Below are 19,722 nucleotides of genomic sequence, written 5' to 3' on the forward strand. Positions count from 1 at the left end.
CATGAAAAACATTCTCGTATTAGGCGCCAGTGGAAAAACAGGTCGCCGTGTCGCCGCACGCTTACAAGCATTCAATGTCCGCTTAGGCTCCCGTAATGCCCCTATTCCATTTGACTGGGAAGACAGCAATACATGGGCCCCTGCGTTACAGGATATAGATGCTGTGTACATTTCCTTTCAGCCCGACCTCGCAGTACCAGGTGCAGATCATACCATTGCTGCATTTTCAAAAACAGCATTAGCAGCAGGGGTACAAAAACTGGTTTTATTATCTGGCAGGGGTGAACCGGAAGCAGAACGCTGTGAACAGGCAGTCATACAATCAGGAACCGACTGGACAATTGTCAGAGCCAGCTGGTTCATGCAGAATTTCACGGAAAGCTACATGGCAGAACCTATACAGGCCGGATTTGTAGCCTTACCAGTAGGTGAAGTAGGAGAGCCTTTCATAGATGCTGATGACATTGCAGATGTTGCCGTAGCAGCCCTAATAGATAATAAGCATTCTCAACAAATCTATGAAGTAACCGGCCCTGCATTATTAACATTCAGAGAAGCAGTAGCCGAAATTGCAAAAGTTATGGGCAAGAATATATATTATGAAACCATCTCTATGAATGAATACACCGCGCAATTAGCCCTTCATGGCATACCACCAGACATCATAAATTTGTTAACCTATCTCTTCACAGAAGTACTGGATGGCCGCAATGCTACTGTCGCCAATGGCATCGAACAAGCATTGGGGCGTAAACCCACAGACTTTTTCACATTCCTAAAAAAATCACTTCAATGAAAATAATCACCATTACCATACTTGGATTGGTTGCAGGAATCTTCTATTGCTGGTCTGTATCGGTAACAAGAGGATTGGCACTACTACCAGACAAAGAGTATATCCTCGCTTTTCAGAAACTGAATCAGGCCATACAGAACCCGCTATTTTTTATCTGCTTCTTTGGGCCATTAATTTTATTGCCTGTGTGTATATGGCGCAATTTCAGCATCTGCTTGTTACTGGCTATCCTAAGCTATTATATCGGCGTACTGGGTGTAACGATAGTGGGCAATATCCCCCTGAACAACTTGCTGGAAACATTCTCTGTTCAGGGTGCCAAAATAGAAGAGTTACGGCTGATGCGTGCTCAGTTCGAACTGAGATGGAACACACTGAATCACATCAGAACATTGTGTAGCCTGGCCTCATTTATACTGACACTGATAGCTATGCTTTAACAACAGCTTTCCTGGTTTTCATCATGGCATAGATTTGCAACTTCTACCTACTTCAATATCTACATACACTATAGATAAATACAATTTTATTCAATCAGCTGGTGCCTAGAACCCCGGAACCAGTTACAGTCAAATTCCTTTTTGCGAAAACTGACCTGAATACCATAAGCACAAAAAAGCCTTCACGCAATGTGAAGGCTTTTAAATTTCTGCGGAGAGTCAGGGATTCGAACCCCGGGACCTGTTACAGTCAACAGTTTTCAAGACTGCCGCAATCGACCGCTCTGCCAACTCTCCAATGGATTGCAAATGTATAACAGTAATTAATTTAAAAAAAATTCATACCTATTTTTTTACATCTTTTTTTACCTTATAATCGCGCGTATACATCTAAGAAAACTTTAAAATAATTGCAAATAAATTTTAGCGCGTACCTGCAGCCGAATTCGTAAATTTAAAGCTATGAACATATTCTTTGAAGGGCCTGTATTATGGTCACAGATCGATGCAAACATGCACCTCCGGCACTCGGCCTATGCCGACTTTGCCGCGCAGGCGCGTTTAAACCTGTTGGAACACGTTGGGATCAAAGCAGTTCAATTTATTCAACATCAGCTAGGTCCAATTCTATTCAGGGAGGAACTTATTTACCATCGGGAAATAGGGCCAAATGATACCGTAAAGGTGAGCTGTGAAATGACAAAATGTAAAACAGATGGCTCCCGGTGGTCTATAAAGCATGAAATTTTTCGTAGTGATGGTACAAAATCAGCTACTGTCAATGTAGACGGAGCCTGGATAGATTTTCAAAAACGGAAACTGACAGCCCTGCCGGCTGAACTCATGGAGAAATTTATGGAAGTTCCCAGAAGTGCAGATTTTGTTGAGGAACCCTAAAAAAATTACGGAGATATTCAACCAGTGAATATCTCCGCTTTCTTGCCAGCTATCTCCATCAAATTATCTACGGGTAAGAGGTCGACCTTCCCGTTTATCCGATTCTAACTCCTTAATAAAAGGCAGCTGATTTTGAATATAGGTTCTGGTAGATTGTTCCAAATAATTATCTAATTGGAAGAACTTTGCTGCCCGGGTTGCGCCCAACAGCTTGTTCATACGTCTGAAATAACGCAGTTGTAAACGAGTAAATTCTAAATCGTTATTAATCATTTGGCGGGTAAGTGAGTTCATTTTACGCTCATCCAAAGATGAAAATTCTTCGTTGTAAAGCTTCAATAAAGCTATTCTTTCTGTTAACCAGGGCCCCTTTTCTGTCTCATAATCAGTAAGGGTCGTCTGAAATGCTTTTTCTTCGATTGGTGATAGATTAAGTAATTCACTCAGCAGCATTAATTTATTTTTTCCAAATATCTGAGCAACTACATCTTCATCATTTACTGCAACAGCATCCGTTGCGGGGGTCGACTGAGCAGCCAGTCTCCAAGTCATGGCTACCAGTAAAATCAACAAACAGCTTACTTTTTTCATGCGTTAAAATTTTTTTAGGATTAAACGCAGTTCCGCTTAAGTTTAGATCAGTTTTTAATAAAAGGGGTAACAACACCAGCTCTGCTCTCCTGAGGGTTCAATAGTAATACGACAGATAATAATAAGTTTTAAGCAAGTGTAGTAACCGCCAAGGATATATGATAGCGAAACCACCGTGTTTTAACAAACACAGTTCTCAAATAAATAGTTGCAGAATTAAAATAAAAAAAATATTGTGCAGTCTGCACAATATTTTTAGCCATAATAGTATTTTATAACATTAAATCTTTTAAATAAGCATTCACACTCCCTCCCCATCTACTTATAGCTTTTGAAACAGCATCTGCGGCGCCTTTATTATTCATGGCCTTGCCTTTTGTTGGCGGCTTCAGGCTTCCCTCTTTTATCTCTTCCAACAAAACTTTCGTAGCAAACCAGGTAATATGCTCATGCGGCAGAGCTAAGCCTAGTATAGCCCCAGGTAACCCGGTAAAAGATTCTGGTCCTCCTCCCGGAATAATGGCATCTGTATAAAAAGCTACAACATAAATCGAATCCATAATAATAGCATTCGCCCTCCTGCAATCAAAACCTGCTATTTTCCTGGTTTCATTAGTAATCTTCCACTTAATCTGCCTCACCGAATCAGTTATCAGAACCTGTTGATCAAAAATCTTCTTTTGTGAAATACTCTTCATACTATCCAACATCGTATACACCGTATTCTCAGTTACACTGAAAAATGGATTGCTACTACTATTTGCAGGTACCGGTTTATACAATGAAACGTTTCCATCAAAATAGAAATCAAAATAGGTTGTTGAAAACTGAGGAGTATTTGCTTTCATTGATTCAAAAAAACTATTTTCCTCACCAGCCTTGGGCTTATACATTCGGGCATGCAGATTTATACGACGCTCATATTCTATATGGCCCTTTTTTAAAAAGGTAACCATCTGAGCACTGGCACCCTGAACCAAAAATATAACGAGAAAGAATACACGAAATATACGTTGCATAATTATCTTATTTTATAACAGGAGCTGGTGCTGGTGTAGCTCCTCCCAATTTGGTAAAATTCCAGACAAAGGTTAGCATAAAGTACCTCCGGATGGTAGTATTGTGTGATTCAGAAATGGTATTATCGTAAATAGACCGATTTATTCCAATGTTCTGATTCAATAAATCGTTTACAGATACTCCCAGGATAATATCATCCTTCTTTCCGAATTTCTTATTAATACTGGCATTTACAATAGCCACGTTATTATTGCCGGTGAAAACTGATGTCTTCTGCCGCAGGTTCCAGTTCATATTAGCATTCACCGTAAACTTAGCAGGCAAAAACAGTCCGAAACTAGGTCTGATTTCAAAATCCCAATAATTAGGTTGAATACGCTGAACTGATGACACGCTGGAGTGATAATTGGCATTACCATCAAAACCAAACTCATATTTCTTGTCCACATATTTATTCAAAAAGAGACCCATAGAAGGATTTATTGTATTAGTTGTTACCAGTTCACTCTTCGTATAGTTAACATTTCGCGATAAATTCACTCTGGCAGATGGACCAATCCTCAATTTCCATGGACTTATCATCCAGTTATAATTAAAGTTAAACCATCCGTATCTGTTGCCATTTAGGTTTACAGTCTGAGAGGTTGTCACACCATTACTGCTAATATCATTTTTACTACTAAAAGAATTCAACACAAAATTATACCCCATACTAATCCAGATACCACGTTGGGAAACAACCTTATAGTCAGAGAAATTCATATTAAATGAGTTCTGGAATGAGGGCTTCAGATCAGCATTTCCTATTTTAATATAAAGTGGATTATCGTTTACCACTAATGGCTGTAAATCTCCTAAACTTGGTTGGCTGGTATTTCCATTATAGGTAAATGCGAACCTTCTGTATTGAGAAAAATTATATCGGAACAAGGCTTTTGGATAGAAATTAATAAACTGTCTGTTGTATTCATGATCTCTAAACCTATCTGTTTGTGTAAAATTAGATAACCCCGCCGAGCTACCGAAGCTCACCCTTACTTTATTCTTCGTATATCCATAATTGATACCCGCATGATTTGTAAAACTCGTTACACTAAAATCATTACTATATATAGAATCCAGCGCCGAATATTTACCCAATGGGTCCTGGTTATAGGAATACCTGTTAGAATTATTATTTAACCAGTTGAACCCATAATTGAGGGTAATTGTACTGTATTTCGATATTGGTTCCGTATAGGTAAGATTCGCATTAATATTTAACTTATCATTCTTCCCGATTTTTAATTGATCGAGCAGGTATAACGAATCTTCTTCATTTGGCCTGTAGAAGGTAGTGGTAGCATCCACAATTCCTCTGCCTGAGCTATTTTCATATGTTTCAGACAAATTGAAAGACATATTTCTTCTGTCTTTCTTAAACTTCTTACGCCAGAAAATGTTAGCATTTATACTCTTATTGTCCGATACATTTGATACTTTCCTGTCATTGCTATTCTTCATCACATCATTGATCCATGTAGTACTGGTACCCAAACCTACAGTATTCTTATGATCCAAAGCCCCATCCACGAGGATTCGAATTGAAGAAGTGGAATCAAATTTTAGTTCATAATCTCCATCTAACCTGTTTCTGAAAATGTGATTTTCGAAACTACCTGAGGAATTATCGTAATAGGTGGTATCTTTTGTTAGTACCTGTGATTTACTCCAGCTACTCCCTTCTACTCCCAGGTTCATAATTTTGTAGTTGGCATTCACTCGTTGTTTATCCTTATCCCATTTATCGTTATAGTGAATACCACCTGTTTGTACTAAAGGATAGCCATTATCACCAAATTTACCATCCCAGCTATCATAATCATCTCCCCGGGATGAAAAATCAAAATCCCCATCTTCATTTACAGAAAAATCTCCATTGCCAGCCCCAAACTTGTCTCTATCGTTCCAATTCAGACCGATTTGTCCTGTATTTGAAAGAATGCCAAAGGCTGAAATCTTTTTCTTCCCTTTGAAATAGTTAAACATTATCTGATTATCAAAAAAGCTTTCTGTACCTCCACCTGCAGCAACCTTTCCAAAAGCTCCTTTCTTTTTATCTTCTTTTAATTGAATATTAAGAGTGCGGGATCGTTCTCCATCATCTACCCCCGTAAAAGACGCCTGATCGCTCTTTTTGTCATATAACTGCACTTTATCTACCATGTCTGCTCTCAAATTCTTTGTGACAAGTGTAGGATCATCTCCAAAAAATTCCTCTCCGTCTACCAATACCTTCTTTACACTTTCTCCCATGGCTTTAATTTCACCTTTACTATTAACTTCAATACCGGGCAAAACTTTTAGCAGATCCTCAATATTTGCGTTCTCTGCCGTTTTAAAACTGCCCGCATTGTATTCAGTAGTATCGCCTTTCATCCTTATTGCTGCAATTTGTTGTTTTACAACTACTTCCTTCAATAACTTTGAAAGTTGAGTCAGCACAATCTTATTAACATTTCTGACGGATCCACTGTCTAACGTTAATGTATCAACGTAATCAGCAAAAGTAGGATAACTCACTACCATTATATACTTACCCTGCTTCAAATTTGGTATCTCAAACTTCCCGGTTTCATTACTTCTCGAAAATTTATACAAGGTAGAATCTTTAGGCTGCAACAACATAATAACAGCATTGTGAAGCTGAATCTGGTTGAGCGTATCTACAATAGTTCCCTTTACTGTGGCTTGTTGTGAATACGTAAATTGAAAAGCGCACATCAATAGGGTCAGTACGATAAGTTTTTTCATTGTGGGATTTAAATCTATTTAGTACAGACGCAATAGTTTTAAAATTCCATAATAAATTCATAACTTTTATTTCGATAATGATAAACATCTGTTAAATCATTGTCTATTTATCATGTAGACAATATAGTTTTTTAAACATACACGCGCCTACGTTATGAAAACAGCAAAAGAAAGGAGAAGTAGTAATTGGTTTGGGAGAGATGGGAAAGATGGATTTATTTATCGAGCCTGGCTAAAAAAGCAGGGAATTCCCGCTTATGAGCTGGAAGGTAAACCCATCATCGGCATCTGTAACACCTGGTCTGAACTTACTCCATGCAATTCACATTTCAGAGAATTAGCTGAATCAGTAAAAAGAGGAGTCCTGGAAGCCGGTGGATATCCACTGGAATTTCCTGTAATGTCGTTGGGCGAAACGCTTATGAAGCCAACTGCAATGCTCTACCGCAACCTGGTTAGTATGGATGTGGAAGAATCGATCAGGGCTAACCCGTTAGATGGAGTAGTATTACTATGCGGATGCGATAAAACCACACCAGCCCTGGTTATGGGAGCCTGCAGTGTAGATATTCCAACAATTGTTGTTTCTGGTGGCGCTATGCTAACAGGCAGACATATGGGAAAAAGCATTAGTACCAGTGATGTATGGAGATTCAGCGAAAACGTGAGAGCCGGAAAAATGACCAATGAAGAACTGGCAATGGCCGAGGCAGGTATGTGCAGAAGCGATGGCCATTGTGCAGTAATGGGTACTGCATCCACTATGGCCTGTATGGTAGAATCGCTGGGCCTTTCCTTACCTCAGAATGCCGCTATTCCGGCGCCGGATGCTGCAAGAAAAGTAATAGCACAACTCTCGGGTATTGAAATTGTGAAAATGGTGAAGGAAGACAGACGCTTGTCTGATATTCTAACCCGCCAGGCATTTGAAAACGCTATACGTGTAAATGCCGCTATTGGAGGCTCCACCAACTTCGTAATACATTTACTGGCCATTGCCGGCCGAATGGGTATTCAGCTGGAATTACAGGACATGGATACTTTCTCTAACGGTATTCCGTTACTAGCTAATCTACAACCTTCAGGAAGCTACTTTATGGAAGATCTGTACTATGCAGGTGGATTACCGGCTGTAATCAATGCACTTCTTCCTCATATGAATAAAAATTGTATCACTGCCAACGGGAAAACTGTTGAAGAGAATTACAATAAAGCAGTGAGTTATAATAAAGAAGTCATCACAGACCTCCATGCTCCGTTTAATCCTCTTTCCGGAATAGTTGTACTACATGGAAATATTTGTGAAAACGGGGCCGTAATCAAACCTTCCGCTGCCAGTAAACACCTGATGCAACATACAGGCAAAGCCGTTGTTTTTGAGGATATTGATGATTACAAACACAGAATTGATTTACCAGACCTCGATGTTGATGAAAATAGTATACTGGTACTGAAAAATGTAGGTCCTAAAGGCTACCCGGGAATGCCGGAAGTGGGGAACCTTGGATTGCCTGCTAAGGTATTGGCTAAAGGCATTACCGATATGGTTAGAATTTCTGACGGCAGAATGAGTGGTACAGGCTTTGGAACCGTTGTACTTCATGTTTCTCCGGAAGCTGCGGCAGGCGGCACACTGGCTATTCTGAAAGATGGAGACATCATCACACTGGACGTAGCCAAACGTACTTTACAGGCACATATTTCGGACGAAGAAATTGCACAACGAAAAGCAATCATGAAACCTAATTATCCTGTTGCTACACGCGGGTATGTACAACTCTATCAACAACACGTTGAACAGGCACACCTGGGCGCAGATCTGGACTTCCTGAAAGGAGGCTCCGGTAGCGAAGTAACACGAGATTCACACTAAAACTGATTGTTATGAGATTTCATAAAAAAGTAGCTATTGTTACAGGAGCAGGACAAGGAATTGGTTTTGAAATAGCCAGACAGCTGGCTGTTGAAGGTGCATCTGTTATATTGAATGACCTGGATGAAAAACTGGCTAATACTGCTGCCTCTGAGATCAGCTCTAAAAATGGAATTTGCCAGGCCATGTACGGTGATGCCAGCAATACTACTTTCATTAAACGGATGGTAGATATGGCTGTTAAAAATTATGGCAGTCTGGATGTTGTTATCGCTAATGCAGGTATCACTTTATTCGGCGATTTTTTTACGTATACTCCTGAAGCCTTCAACCGGGTAATGCAGGTAAATTTAGGTGGAACCTTCTTCCTTGCACAAGCCGCAGCTAATCAGATGAAGCTCCAGAAAAACGGAGGCTCTATTCTTTTTACCTCGTCTGTTACGGGGCACCAGGCACATAAAGACCTTGCTGCCTATGGGATGAGCAAAGCCGCCCTTGAAATGCTGGCTAAAAACCTCGTAATTGAGCTTTCTGCACATCACATCACTGTAAATACAATTGCTCCGGGAGCTACGCTCACTGAAAGAACAATGGACGATCCGACCTATGAAAAAACATGGTCGGAGCTTACTCCAACCGGCAGGCCGGCTTATACGTCAGATATTGCACAGGCGGCACTTTTCCTGGTTTCAGAGCAGGCGCGCCATATTACTGGTCAAAGCCTGATTGTTGATGGCGGCTGGACTAGCATCAGTCCTTCACCCTTCTGATAATAAATCCAGCAAATCTTCTGTAGTGAGGCTGCCCGCAGCCTCACTACCAGTTAATAACTGTTCGGCCAACTCCTTCTTCAGATGATGCAGTTGAATGATTTTCTCTTCTATGGTTTGTTCTGCTACCAGTCGATATACCGTTACAGGCCTGGTTTGCCCTATACGATACGCCCTATCGGCCGCCTGGTCTTCAATTGCAGGGTTCCACCAGGGGTCTAATTGGATGACATAGTCGGCTGCCGTGAGATTCAAGCCCTGCCCACCAGCTTTGAGGCTAATTAAAAACAGGGCACCTTTGCCCGCCTGGAACTCCTTCACCCGTTGCTCTCTTTGTTTGATAGTAGTACTCCCGTCCAGATACAGGTATTCAATGCCTAATCTGTCTAACGCCTGTTTTACTAACCCCAAATGTTGAACGAACTGGCTAAACACTAAAGCACGATGATTATTGGCTATCAGTTCTTCAACAATTTCCTGGAACGCCGATAACTTGGATGACAGAATATCTGTTTCAGTATCTACCAGGGCCGGATTACAGGCCGCCAATCTTAGCCTTGTAATTTCGGCCAATGCCCTGATATGTTGTTGTCCATGTTTTCCTTCCTGCGTTTTGATATGTTCTAAAGCTGTACGCCGCAAAGCCTCATAAAATGCCTTCTCTGAAGGCGATAATCTTATCAGCTTTGTAATCTCTGTTTTTGGAGGCAATTCATCCAATACACTTGTTTTTGTACGCCTTAATAAAAACGGAGACACCAGTTTTCTTAAATGCTGCTTGATTTCAGCTGCCGGATTTCTTACAGCAGGAAATACAAATTGTTTATTAAAATGTTCAAGAGAGCCCAATAGTCCTGGGTTCAGGAAATTAAACAAACTCCACAGTTCCAAAGTATGATTTTGTATAGGCGTTCCAGTTAGCATTAACCTGAAAGTACCTTGCAACTTCAATGCAGCCCTGGCAGTTTTAGTCTGGAAGTTCTTAATAGTATGCGCTTCATCTAAAACGATAGTATGCCACTTTGTAGCTGGCAGCTCATCGGAGGTTTGCAGAACCCCATACGTAGTAAGAACTACAGTAAATGGACCCGCATTCTTAATGATAGCAGCTCTGTCGCCCTGCGCCAGGGAAACTACAGTTAGAGTTGGTGCAAATTTATTGATCTCACTAATCCAGTTTGGTATCACGGATGCCGGACAAATAATCAGTGCCGCCCCATCTTCGGCCCTGTGTAACAGCAATGCAATAGCCTGAATAGTTTTTCCGAGTCCCATATCATCCGCGAGGCAAGCGCCTGCTCCCCATGCAGCTAACCTGGTCATCCAGTGGAAGCCTTCCTCCTGATACGGCCTTAAAGTAGTTTGCAGCGCAACCGGTACAGTTGCCTGCTCCATTAAGGCAGCAGCTCTTTTATGTACAAATTTATCAAAACCTTTATCGGTAGTTACACTACCGGCTTTCTCCAATAACTCATCCAGAAGCGGTAAAGCGAAGGGTTGAATATTTATTTTTCCATGATCAAAAACAGATGCTATTGCTAATTCATTGAGCCTTTTACGCAGATCTGAATTAAGGGCAAGATATGCTCCTCCCTGTAATTCAATAAATCTCTTCTTGGATGTTCTGGTAGTATCTAATAATGATTGCAGAGACAGTACGGTATCTTCATCTACCTTGAGTTCACCTTCACACTGGAACCAGTGATGTTTTTCCTGAATCGACATGCGAAGATGCATAAAGCCGGCAGATTTAGTAACCTTATATCGTTCCCCTTCCGGCCATTCTGCCCTAACAATATCGGGATTTTGCTGAATGATTTCCAGTAATTCGAGACAATCTAAAGGGTCTTCGAAAATGATGGCATCTTCTGTAAATTCAGAAGATACGATTCCTTCGATGAGGGATAAAAAGCTATGGAATAAACGTTGTTCCTCTTCGAGGTTCCTGGTTGTCTGCACTTTTATTCCCTTGCTTATTCCAATGACGTGTAAGGCACCTTTACCGGGTTTGCAGTATGGGGGTTCTGCATTAAATGGTTTTACATAAAATGCACCTTTAAGGCCTTCTCCCAGAGGTACCAGTTGCACTACTATACGAGCATCGGCCGTTACCTTCATCAAATCTGCGTTCAATTCTCCAATATCGGCATGGATGGTAAGATGAGTACCCAGGCTTTTAATTACCTCCGTTAGTTTCGTTTTTCCAGTTTCAGGCACATAGGCTATCTGATCTAAGGTTTGCAATAATTTTCTTTGCTGAGGAGTTAGTTGAATTACCTTTAGCCTTGTTTCAGATTCACGGACGAAAACGGTATTACTTGAGAAATCTTGCAGATTAGCAGAAAACGTGTAGCCATAACTGTTGGTATTAATACTTAACTCAGGTTTCCCAATGATCACCTCAACATTAGTACTGGCGTCATCAGCAAATAAAAACGGATGACCGGCAATCTCCTGCCAAACCCTTTCGCTGAAAGAATAATGCTCTCCATCATTATTGTAATAATGATCTTTCTGAATGGTATTGGCAATTCTGAAATCCTGGTCGGTCATGCCTTGCATCTTACCTTCCTTAAGTTTTTTAAGTGCTAAATTCCTGCCATTACTCCAGCTATTGCCTTGGTATGATTGTATAATTGGTTGTATGGTATAATGATTGAAGTCTAGCAGGTAGATAATCCTGGTAGCTTCAGGAGTTTTAGCCTTATTGTTATTTTGTTCTGTTTCCAGTAAGATATTCAGCAAACGTTCCCATTCCGGTGCAGGTGCAGATTGTAAAAATAATGATGGAGTTCCTATTTGTTTATTGAGTTGGTGAAATAATGTTTCATAACCCATATAATTTTCTTCCTGATATAATCCTAAAAGTTCATAAGCCAGGAGGTTGTATTTAGCAGCCACAGATTCCGATAAAAGCTGCCCAATTAACGGATAGAATTGTTTTAGCAACTTACTGCGGGGATGAAACAATTTCAGACTTAGAATGGCCAATAAACTAAGTAAAGGGCTATCATTACGTTCGAGGATCAGCAGCAATTGATTTTCAGCTTTTTCCTTACGACCAGCATGAAGATGCAATAAGCAAATTGCAGGAATAAAATCGGGGATCGACTTTCTATCGTAGCTGGTCGTTAACTTTTCTACAAGTGCAGTAATCTCCTTTCCAGATAACTGTGTGAGTAAATACGCATAGTAGAAAGCCCAAACAGAAGAAGCAGGGAGTGTATTCTTTTTATCCAGCTGGCGCTGTGCCTTAAGTCCTTTATTGAAGAAGCTTTGAGCCTCCTCTATTTTTCCGGAATACAAACCTTCTACCCCTTTCCAGTAAAACGAATCAGAACCGGTAGTGAGAGTGCCTTGAAGTAAAGGAATTAACGGATAGGCATAAGAATATTGATCAGCGAATATTGATAGCTCCTGAAGTGGAGCAAGTTTTAATAATTGATCGTTTAATGCATATTCTACCAGTTTATCCATACTTTCCTGACTGAAATAATTCAGTAAATCTGTATAAACAGGAAAGTAGAGCAGGTATGAGATAGCAGGTAAATAACTGGAAAGCTCTTGTTCCAGTTTCTTTACGGGCAGGAGCAGCAAGGACCTGCTACCCGTAAAATAAGCAGTTAGCAATTGTTGGAATTCCTGGGCGCGGATATTAACCTGAAAGAAGATAGGATTTATACCGCGGGTAAGTTGAGTTAAAAAGGAATAATCAGGATTTGAAACTACTTCCGGGAAAATCAGGAAGTTGAGTGCAGGAGGTACAGAATAGGTTCCAGTGACTTGTTTAACTACCAGTTTTTTTGCGATGAGAATTTTTACAAGAGCGGCGATATCGGCATCTTGCAACGGTGTAAGTTTCTTTAGCGCATCGATAATAATATGATGTTCCAGGGGATGAAGATAGAATGAGAGGACATCTACGATGTATTTCATTTCTATGCTCAGTTCCTTGTATTGCTGCCGGTAATATTGTTCATTCACCATACCGGCAAATGTAGCTATTCTCTTCTGCTTTCTACAGTATAAACGAAGCTATCCGCCCGGTAATATCCTAGGTTGTATTCAATAGGTCTTTCGCCCTGGTCGTATACAAAACGTTTACGGAACAGAATAGGGCTACCTGATTCTAGTTCGAGTTTGGATGCGAGAAATTTATCGGCAGATTTGGCACTGATTTCTTCTTTGGAAAGAGTGGCAATAGTCATGTAATCCTTTTCCAGGATATCGTACAGTGGGCGTTTAAAGTCTTCTTCTCCGGTGAGTCCAACCCTTGGGTGGAAGTAGGAAATAAAATAGACGAAGGGGCCTTCTGCTTTACCTCTGAGTCTTTCTAATTTTAATATTTTCTTGGTAGGTTCTATTTCGAAGAAATTGGCAATATTTTCATCGGGGAGTACCCAGGTGACATGAAGTTCGAAGTTTTTGATCACAATTCCTCTTGCTGTCATTTCCTGAGTGAAGCTTTGCCAATTTTTTGATTTAGAGCTGATGGTTGCTTCAGCTACTTTGGTTCCAACACCTTTTTTACGTACCAGCAGGCCTTCATAGACCAGTTTATTAATTGCATGACGAAGGGTGGATCTGGAAATGGCTAATTGCTTGGCTAGTTGTACTTCATTCGGAAAGAATTTGCCCCCTGCATATTGCGGGTCCCGGATCATGTTGCGCAACAAGTTCTCTGCCTGTATATGAAGGGGCAAAGGATTTTTATGATCAATACTCAAATTCATGCGTGCAAAGCAACTGGAAATAAGTAAGAAAAACAAACAAGCCCTGTTAGTTTATCGATTTTGCATAAAAATTAAATTTTATTTAATTCTTAATAATATGAATAATAATATATTATCTCTATTCTTTAAATTTTCTTGTTATAATTAATTTATGTTTATATGTTTGTACATAATAATCCGGGTTCCACATTATGAGAAACGATTTTCTTTCCATAATCTCAGGCTTAAGACCGTTCATCAATCAGATGGAACGTAGCTATTCCCCGGCTTCTTTAGGAGAAAATATACTTTTTCAATATCAATTTAAAAAAACAAAAAAATCACTTGCAGAGATGCCTTTTCAGTATATTTCAGTTACTGATAAGCGCTCGATAATTTTTTTATTTCTCAATGGTAAAACGATTTTGCAACGAATTAAACCTTCATTGCAATATTGTAAGCCGAATAACTATTATTTAATTGGTGCCGGTACAAAAGGTCGAAATGGCACAATTAACGGGCAACCGAAAAGGTCGGTTATTGCTTATGACAATGTAATGTTTGTTGAGACGATCCGGGAGATTCCGAAGATCTGTCTTTTTGCTTATGAAACAGTCCGAAATGATGCTAAAAGTGGCATGACTGTTTGTCCTCCTTATCCCCTATCAGTATATCCTAAAATGGCGCAAAATGTTTATGAGAAGCATGGTAATTCCAGCGCCACAAAGACTCAGGTATTAATTAAACAGGAATTTGTTCGAGGAAGCACTGGGTGCTCTAACTCCAATGCTTACACGTGTAATTTTTTACGAATGGTTTGATGTAAAGGGCCCCTCCAATGGCACTTGGAACACTATTGAATTGTTTGACACCATCGTAATGTTGAAAAAATGGGCATTAAATCAACAGCAAGGAATAAACAATTGATGGCCTTTAGTCATTATTTATTCTGATAGTCTATTAAATCACTTGGTTAAACGTTAATTCAACCGGATCGAAAAATGATTTATGATCAGCCAAAATCAGATGCCGGACACTTGTTTCCAAAAAATCGTAATACATGAATAAACGAAAACACTTGTAATCAACCGTGGTTCAAAGTCTCTAATCTTAATGTAAACCACACCTTTTAGTATCAGAACAAATTGATTGATTATTATTTCATGATCTCTAAAGAATTGTTATGAAAAAAATCCTGGTCTATGCGCTTGCATGCCTGTTATTTTCCATGCATGCAATGGCTCAAATTAGAGTTAGCGGGAAAGTGACCAACGCTAACGATGGCAGCCCTATCCCCAATGCCACAATCGCTATTAAAGGTACCTCCTCCGGTACAATTGCCAATGAAGCTGGTAATTATACTGTTCAGGTACCCAATCAAAATGCCATTTTGGTCATTTCCTTTACTGGATTTGCAACTAAAGAAGTACCGGTAGGTGCTCAGACGGTGATCAATGTTGCTTTATCCGAACAGGTGAGCACCCTCAACGACATTGTAGTTATCGGTTATGGTACCGTTAAGAAATCTGACCTCACAGGAGCTGTTGCAACTGTAAAGGCAGATAAACTGATGGATATGCCAGTACCCAACGTTTCACAGGCCCTCCAGGGTAAAGTAGCCGGTGTTGATGTAAACATCAACAGTAGCGCTCCTGGTCAACCCGCCAAAGTACGTATACGCGGTATCGGTTCCTTCAACTCCAACGTAGACCCTATCTATGTAGTAGATGGAGTAATCGGAGTAGATGCCAACCAGCTCAATCCAAATGATATTGCTTCCGTTGAGGTACTGAAAGATGCCTCTTCAACAGCTATCTACGGTGCCCGCGGTGCTAATGGTGTAATCATGATCACAACCAAACGGGGACGCCCAGGCCCCACAGAAATTTCCTACCAGGGCGATGTAAACGTCAGCACACTTGCCCGTCATATGCCTACCCTGAATTCAGAAGAATTCATCAAGGTATATAATACAGCATTTGCGAATGATGCTAAATTCGGTACCCTCGTTCCGCATTTAGAACTGAATCATATCAACTACCCTAAGCTGTTCGATCAAAACGACAAACCATTATATAATACCAACTGGGAAAAAGAAACGTATAAACCAGCAGTATCTACCAGCCATCAGTTAAATGTGCAGGGAGGTAATGAAAAAACTTTATATAGCTTCTCCCTGGGTTATTTAGATCAGAACGGTTTGATGATCGAATCCTGGTTCAGACGCTACTCATCCCGCCTTACCATCGACACCGATATTAAAAAATGGCTGAAGATGGGAGGTAATATCAACCTGGTATCCAGCAAACAAAGGTTGGTTTCTGATGGTAACGGTTCCTTAAACGTTGCCAGAATGGTGACAGAAGAAGTACCTATTGTACCAGTAAAATATCCTGATGGTACCTGGGCCGGCAACTTCGATATAGCCGGTTTGGAAGGTGGTCCTAACCCTGTGCATATTGCTAATAACCGCTATACGCTGAATAATAATATAAATGCATTGGGAGATGCTTATGCTCTCTTCCATATCATTCCAGGACTGGACTTTAAATCAGATTTCGGCTATTCATTATTTAGCCAGAAAAGTAACTACTATTCTGCCATGAATCTGCCTCACTTATCCCAGGATCAGGGTGGTGTAGGAAGAATCAATAATACAACAAGTAAATACTGGCAATCAGAAAACTACTTTACATACGATAAGAAGTTCAATGCTAATAATGCCCTGACTGCCTTATTGGGTATTTCCTTCCAACAATATAAACAGGAATATGTAAACGTAGAAACTCAGAACTTCATTGATGACTTCTTCCAATGGAATAACCTGGCAGGTGGTACTGTAAAACAAACCTCCGAATCCAGCGACTATTCCTGGTCAATGAACTCCTATTTTGCCCGTGCTACATATAACCTCATGGACAAATACCTGTTTACAGGAACAGGAAGGGTGGATGGTTCCTCCAAATTTGGTAAAAACAATAAATATGCATTCTTCCCATCCATTGGAGCAGCATGGCGTATTTCCCAGGAAAACTTCATGAAAAACAGCAAAGGAATCAATGAATTGAAATTGCGTGCCAGCTACGGTGTTTCCGGTAACCAGGAAATTGGTCAATACCAAAGTATTCCTCAAATCAGAACTACCCAGGTGGTATTAAATAACGCCAATAATGCAGGTTTAATTCCAGGTTATCTTGGAAACCCAGACCTTAAATGGGAACGTTCCTTACAGTTTGATGCCGGCGTAGAATTACTGGCAATAGACAACAGAATTAATTTAAATGTTGATTTCTATACACGTACTACGAAGGATCTGTTGTTAAGAGCTCCTATTCCATGGGGAGCTGGCTTCCAGGATGCATTTGTGTATAAAAACATAGGTTCAGTAAGAAATACAGGGTTGGAAGTAAACCTTCAAACTACCAACATCAAAAACAGAGATTTTACCTGGACAACCAATTTCATCTTCGCAACCAACAAAAACAAAATCCTTAGTCTGAATAGCGGTGCAGGAAATGCTGACATCTTCCCTGGCCCTAACTTCCTCGGACAAACAAATATTCTGAGAGTTGGAGAACCGATCGGATCATTTTACGGAATGTACCGCCTGGGCACCTATGGCTCTGATGAAGCAGCAGAAGCAGCTACACATAATCTTAAAACAGGTGACCGTAAATACCTTTATTATCCGGGAACCAACGACCCTGTATATGGAATCATTGGTCGTGCATACCCAAAATGGACAGGAACTTTCAGCACTACATTCAAATATAAACAATGGGATCTGACTGCTGATATCCGCTTTGTTCAGGGTATTAATACAGCTGCTGCCTTCAAACACTCAGCAGAAGACAGACAAACAATTGCAAATAGCTTAAAAACTGTATTAGACGCCTGGACACCTGATCATCAGAACACCTATATATCACAGGTACGTAGCTATAAATACGCTCAGGACTCACACTTCGATACCTGGTGGGTAGAAGATGGTTCTTATATCCGTGGTCAGAACTTTACTCTCGGATATAATTTTTCTCCGGACTTCTTAAACAGATCAAAACTTAACAAGTTCCGTATTTACTTCAGTGTTCAAAACCTGTTTATCATTACCAAGTACACTGGCTATGATCCGGAGATAGATACCTTTAACTCTACTTATGGTTCAAACTCAGCTTTCTCTCAAGGCATCGATTTCTTCCCTTATCCACGTCCACGCGTTTGGAATTTGGGTGTAAATCTGGGATTCTAGTCATGAGTTAAAGCTTTTTTTGTCATTAAACCATTTGAAAATGAAAAAGATCAATTATATACTAATCTCATTGCTCGTGTTAATGAGTTTTTCCTGTAAGAAATTTCTGGAAGAAAAACCTACAGGATTTATATCTCCTGATGCTAACCTAACAAGTAAAAAAGTAGCACAGGCATACACAGTTGGATGTTATAAATATTTGCAGGGCTTCCTGGCTGGTCAGCCATCTTCCTATGGAGGTAACGTTTATAACGTCATGGAATTCCTGACTGGTAAATCAAACAGTGATCTTGGACAAACAGGTTTTTCTACCTTTTCCAGTCTAAGCTATATTCCTTCGAGTTTTTATTTTGATACCTGGTGGCAACAATTATACCTCGGAGTAGGAGCCTGTAATCTTGCCATTGAAAAGTTACCAACTTTCACGGTGTTGACAGATGTGGAAAAGACCAATATGCTGGCAGAGGCAAAAGCCTTAAGAGCATTGTATTATTTCTACCTGGTACGCATGTACGGCGCTGTGCCAAAGGTTACCCAAATGGCTCAGGATCTGAATATCTATTTTCCACGTACTCCGGCTAAGCAGATTTATGATGAGATCATCATACCTGACCTGGTAGCCGCAGCCAATTCAACTTTACCATGGAGAGCTACCACTGTTTCACTAGGCTTCATCCACTCCCTGACAGCCGATGTATACCTGACTTACGCAGGTGCAGCTATCAATGGTGGAGCCGATTATTATGCAAAATCAGCAGCAGAATCTAAAATGGTAATTGAGCAAAGTGGTAATACGCTATTTAAAGAGTATACGGATATGATTAATCCGGCAAATAAGGGAATTGGAGAGTTTATATTCCAGGTACAATACTCAGCTGCTGTTCCTAGCACTAATCCGCTTACAGCACTCCTGATTCCTAACTATTCCGGTATTTCCAAATATTCTGATGAATACGGATCTGTATATCCTACTTCTCAGTTTCTGGCAACTTACTTGCCAGGAGATAAACGCAGAGCTGAAAAACAATTCTTTTATAGCAGTTATAAAAGTATAAAGGATAACTCTATCGTTACGTTCCGCCAGCCATATATCTACAAATTCTTTGATAGTTTGGCTGTAACCTCCACTGCCAAATCTGATCTGAACTTTACGATCTATCGTTTGGCAGATGTAGAGCTCATGTACGCCGAAGCTTCCAACAGAGCTACAGGAACACAGGATGCTTTGGCTACTCAGAGTGTAAACGATATTAGAGGAAGAGCCCAACTCACTCCGATCGGCAAGATGTCGATGACCGATTTTGAGCATGAAGTATGGATTCAACGTTACTGGGAGCTTTGCTATGAAAATAAAATGTGGTTCGATATGCTACGTACCCGTAAAGTACATAACGACGTAACAGGCAACTGGGACGATTTCATTGGTCATACTACTGTTTTCGGTGCTACCTTTGCAGAGAAAAATCTGTTGTTCCCGGTACCACAGCAGGAAATAGATGCCAATCAGAATTTGTTACCTAATAATCCTGGATTTAAATAATCATCTGATATCTGTTAAAAAAGAAGAAGCGAAGATTTCTC

At 40.3% G+C, this 19,722-nt stretch carries 13 protein-coding genes and 1 tRNA gene; 8 read left to right on the forward strand and 6 right to left on the reverse strand.

What is annotated here, in order from left to right; genetic code table 11:
• The first annotated feature begins 1 nt into the window (after position 1).
• Positions 2-796, forward strand: coding sequence for an NAD(P)H-binding protein (locus DVR12_RS18100; protein ID WP_116977205.1), 795 nt, complete (start codon positions 2-4; stop codon positions 794-796).
• Complete coding sequence (locus tag DVR12_RS18105; RefSeq protein ID WP_116977206.1) at positions 793-1,236, forward strand: anthrone oxygenase family protein; 444 nt, start codon at positions 793-795, stop codon at positions 1,234-1,236. Before DVR12_RS18100 ends, DVR12_RS18105 begins: the two co-directional genes overlap by 4 nt.
• Positions 1,237-1,448: 212 nt before the next feature.
• Here the strand turns inward: DVR12_RS18105 and DVR12_RS18110 are convergent.
• Positions 1,449-1,533 (reverse strand) — tRNA-Ser (locus DVR12_RS18110).
• 165 nt (positions 1,534-1,698) lie between these two features.
• Here DVR12_RS18110 and DVR12_RS18115 point away from each other — a divergent pair.
• Positions 1,699-2,133 carry an acyl-CoA thioesterase gene (locus DVR12_RS18115; RefSeq protein ID WP_116977207.1) on the forward strand — a complete coding sequence of 145 codons (435 nt, stop codon included), beginning with the start codon at positions 1,699-1,701 and terminating at the stop codon, positions 2,131-2,133.
• A gap of 63 nt (positions 2,134-2,196) precedes the next feature.
• Here DVR12_RS18115 and DVR12_RS18120 read toward each other — a convergent pair whose 3' ends face one another.
• The 3 genes from DVR12_RS18120 to DVR12_RS18130 all read right to left on the reverse strand — a co-directional run bounded on the left by DVR12_RS18120 (position 2,197) and on the right by DVR12_RS18130 (position 6,537).
• On the reverse strand, positions 2,197-2,724 hold the full coding sequence (locus tag DVR12_RS18120) for a hypothetical protein (protein ID WP_116977208.1): 528 nt from the start codon (positions 2,722-2,724) through the stop codon (positions 2,197-2,199).
• Positions 2,725-2,996: 272 nt separating this feature from the next.
• Positions 2,997-3,743: a GLPGLI family protein gene (locus DVR12_RS18125; RefSeq protein ID WP_116977209.1), complete on the reverse strand. Its 747-nt coding sequence runs from the start codon at positions 3,741-3,743 to the stop codon at positions 2,997-2,999.
• Between the two features lie 7 nt (positions 3,744-3,750).
• On the reverse strand, positions 3,751-6,537 hold the full coding sequence (locus DVR12_RS18130) for an outer membrane beta-barrel protein (protein WP_116977210.1): 2,787 nt from the start codon (positions 6,535-6,537) through the stop codon (positions 3,751-3,753).
• Between the two features lie 154 nt (positions 6,538-6,691).
• On the opposite strand from DVR12_RS18130, the gene DVR12_RS18135 reads away from it, so the two are divergent.
• Both DVR12_RS18135 and DVR12_RS18140 read left to right on the forward strand, forming a co-directional pair.
• Positions 6,692-8,410, forward strand: a complete 1,719-nt coding sequence (locus DVR12_RS18135) for an IlvD/Edd family dehydratase (RefSeq protein WP_116977211.1) — start codon at positions 6,692-6,694, stop codon at positions 8,408-8,410.
• Between the two features lie 11 nt (positions 8,411-8,421).
• On the forward strand, positions 8,422-9,180 hold the full coding sequence (locus DVR12_RS18140; protein ID WP_116977212.1) for an SDR family NAD(P)-dependent oxidoreductase: 759 nt from the start codon (positions 8,422-8,424) through the stop codon (positions 9,178-9,180).
• Here the strand turns inward: DVR12_RS18140 and DVR12_RS18145 are convergent.
• Entirely contained in the window at positions 9,169-13,167 is a 3,999-nt protein-coding gene (locus tag DVR12_RS18145; protein ID WP_116977213.1) for a DEAD/DEAH box helicase, read from the reverse strand. The genes DVR12_RS18140 and DVR12_RS18145 overlap by 12 nt on opposite strands.
• A 14-nt stretch (positions 13,168-13,181) precedes the next feature.
• Entirely contained in the window at positions 13,182-13,913 is a 732-nt protein-coding gene (locus DVR12_RS18150) for a GntR family transcriptional regulator (RefSeq protein ID WP_116977479.1), read from the reverse strand.
• Between the two features lie 191 nt (positions 13,914-14,104).
• On the opposite strand from DVR12_RS18150, the gene DVR12_RS18155 reads away from it, so the two are divergent.
• From DVR12_RS18155 to DVR12_RS18165, 3 genes are all read left to right on the forward strand, one after another.
• The gene (locus tag DVR12_RS18155) at positions 14,105-14,713 is read left to right on the forward strand and encodes a hypothetical protein (RefSeq protein ID WP_116977214.1); all 609 of its coding nucleotides are present in this window, start codon (positions 14,105-14,107) and stop codon (positions 14,711-14,713) included.
• Positions 14,714-15,075: 362 nt separating this feature from the next.
• Positions 15,076-18,141, forward strand: coding sequence for a SusC/RagA family TonB-linked outer membrane protein (locus DVR12_RS18160; RefSeq protein WP_116977215.1), 3,066 nt, complete (start codon positions 15,076-15,078; stop codon positions 18,139-18,141).
• 40 nt (positions 18,142-18,181) lie between these two features.
• A complete protein-coding gene (locus DVR12_RS18165) occupies positions 18,182-19,681 on the forward strand; it encodes a RagB/SusD family nutrient uptake outer membrane protein (RefSeq protein ID WP_116977216.1) in 1,500 nt (499 codons plus the stop codon).
• The last annotated feature ends 41 nt before the right edge of the window (positions 19,682-19,722 follow it).

The sequence above is a fragment of the Chitinophaga silvatica genome (genome assembly GCF_003419895.1).
In the GTDB taxonomy this organism is placed as follows: domain Bacteria; phylum Bacteroidota; class Bacteroidia; order Chitinophagales; family Chitinophagaceae; genus Chitinophaga; species Chitinophaga silvatica.

Excerpts from the sequence above, each read along its gene's own strand:
- DVR12_RS18105 (WP_116977206.1), top strand. The coding sequence starts at position 793 with ATGAAAATAATCACCATTACCATACTTGGATTGGTTGCAGGAATCTTC.
- DVR12_RS18115 (WP_116977207.1), top strand. The coding sequence starts at position 1,699 with ATGAACATATTCTTTGAAGGGCCTGTATTATGGTCACAGATCGATGCA.
- DVR12_RS18135 (WP_116977211.1), top strand. The coding sequence starts at position 6,692 with ATGAAAACAGCAAAAGAAAGGAGAAGTAGTAATTGGTTTGGGAGAGAT.
- DVR12_RS18125 (WP_116977209.1), bottom strand. The coding sequence starts at position 3,743 with ATGCAACGTATATTTCGTGTATTCTTTCTCGTTATATTTTTGGTTCAG.
- DVR12_RS18100 (WP_116977205.1), top strand. The coding sequence starts at position 2 with ATGAAAAACATTCTCGTATTAGGCGCCAGTGGAAAAACAGGTCGCCGT.
- DVR12_RS18145 (WP_116977213.1), bottom strand. The coding sequence starts at position 13,167 with ATGGTGAATGAACAATATTACCGGCAGCAATACAAGGAACTGAGCATA.
- DVR12_RS18130 (WP_116977210.1), bottom strand. The coding sequence starts at position 6,537 with ATGAAAAAACTTATCGTACTGACCCTATTGATGTGCGCTTTTCAATTT.
- DVR12_RS18165 (WP_116977216.1), top strand. The coding sequence starts at position 18,182 with ATGAAAAAGATCAATTATATACTAATCTCATTGCTCGTGTTAATGAGT.
- DVR12_RS18150 (WP_116977479.1), bottom strand. The coding sequence starts at position 13,913 with ATGAATTTGAGTATTGATCATAAAAATCCTTTGCCCCTTCATATACAG.
- DVR12_RS18160 (WP_116977215.1), top strand. The coding sequence starts at position 15,076 with ATGAAAAAAATCCTGGTCTATGCGCTTGCATGCCTGTTATTTTCCATG.
- DVR12_RS18120 (WP_116977208.1), bottom strand. The coding sequence starts at position 2,724 with ATGAAAAAAGTAAGCTGTTTGTTGATTTTACTGGTAGCCATGACTTGG.
- DVR12_RS18155 (WP_116977214.1), top strand. The coding sequence starts at position 14,105 with ATGAGAAACGATTTTCTTTCCATAATCTCAGGCTTAAGACCGTTCATC.
- DVR12_RS18140 (WP_116977212.1), top strand. The coding sequence starts at position 8,422 with ATGAGATTTCATAAAAAAGTAGCTATTGTTACAGGAGCAGGACAAGGA.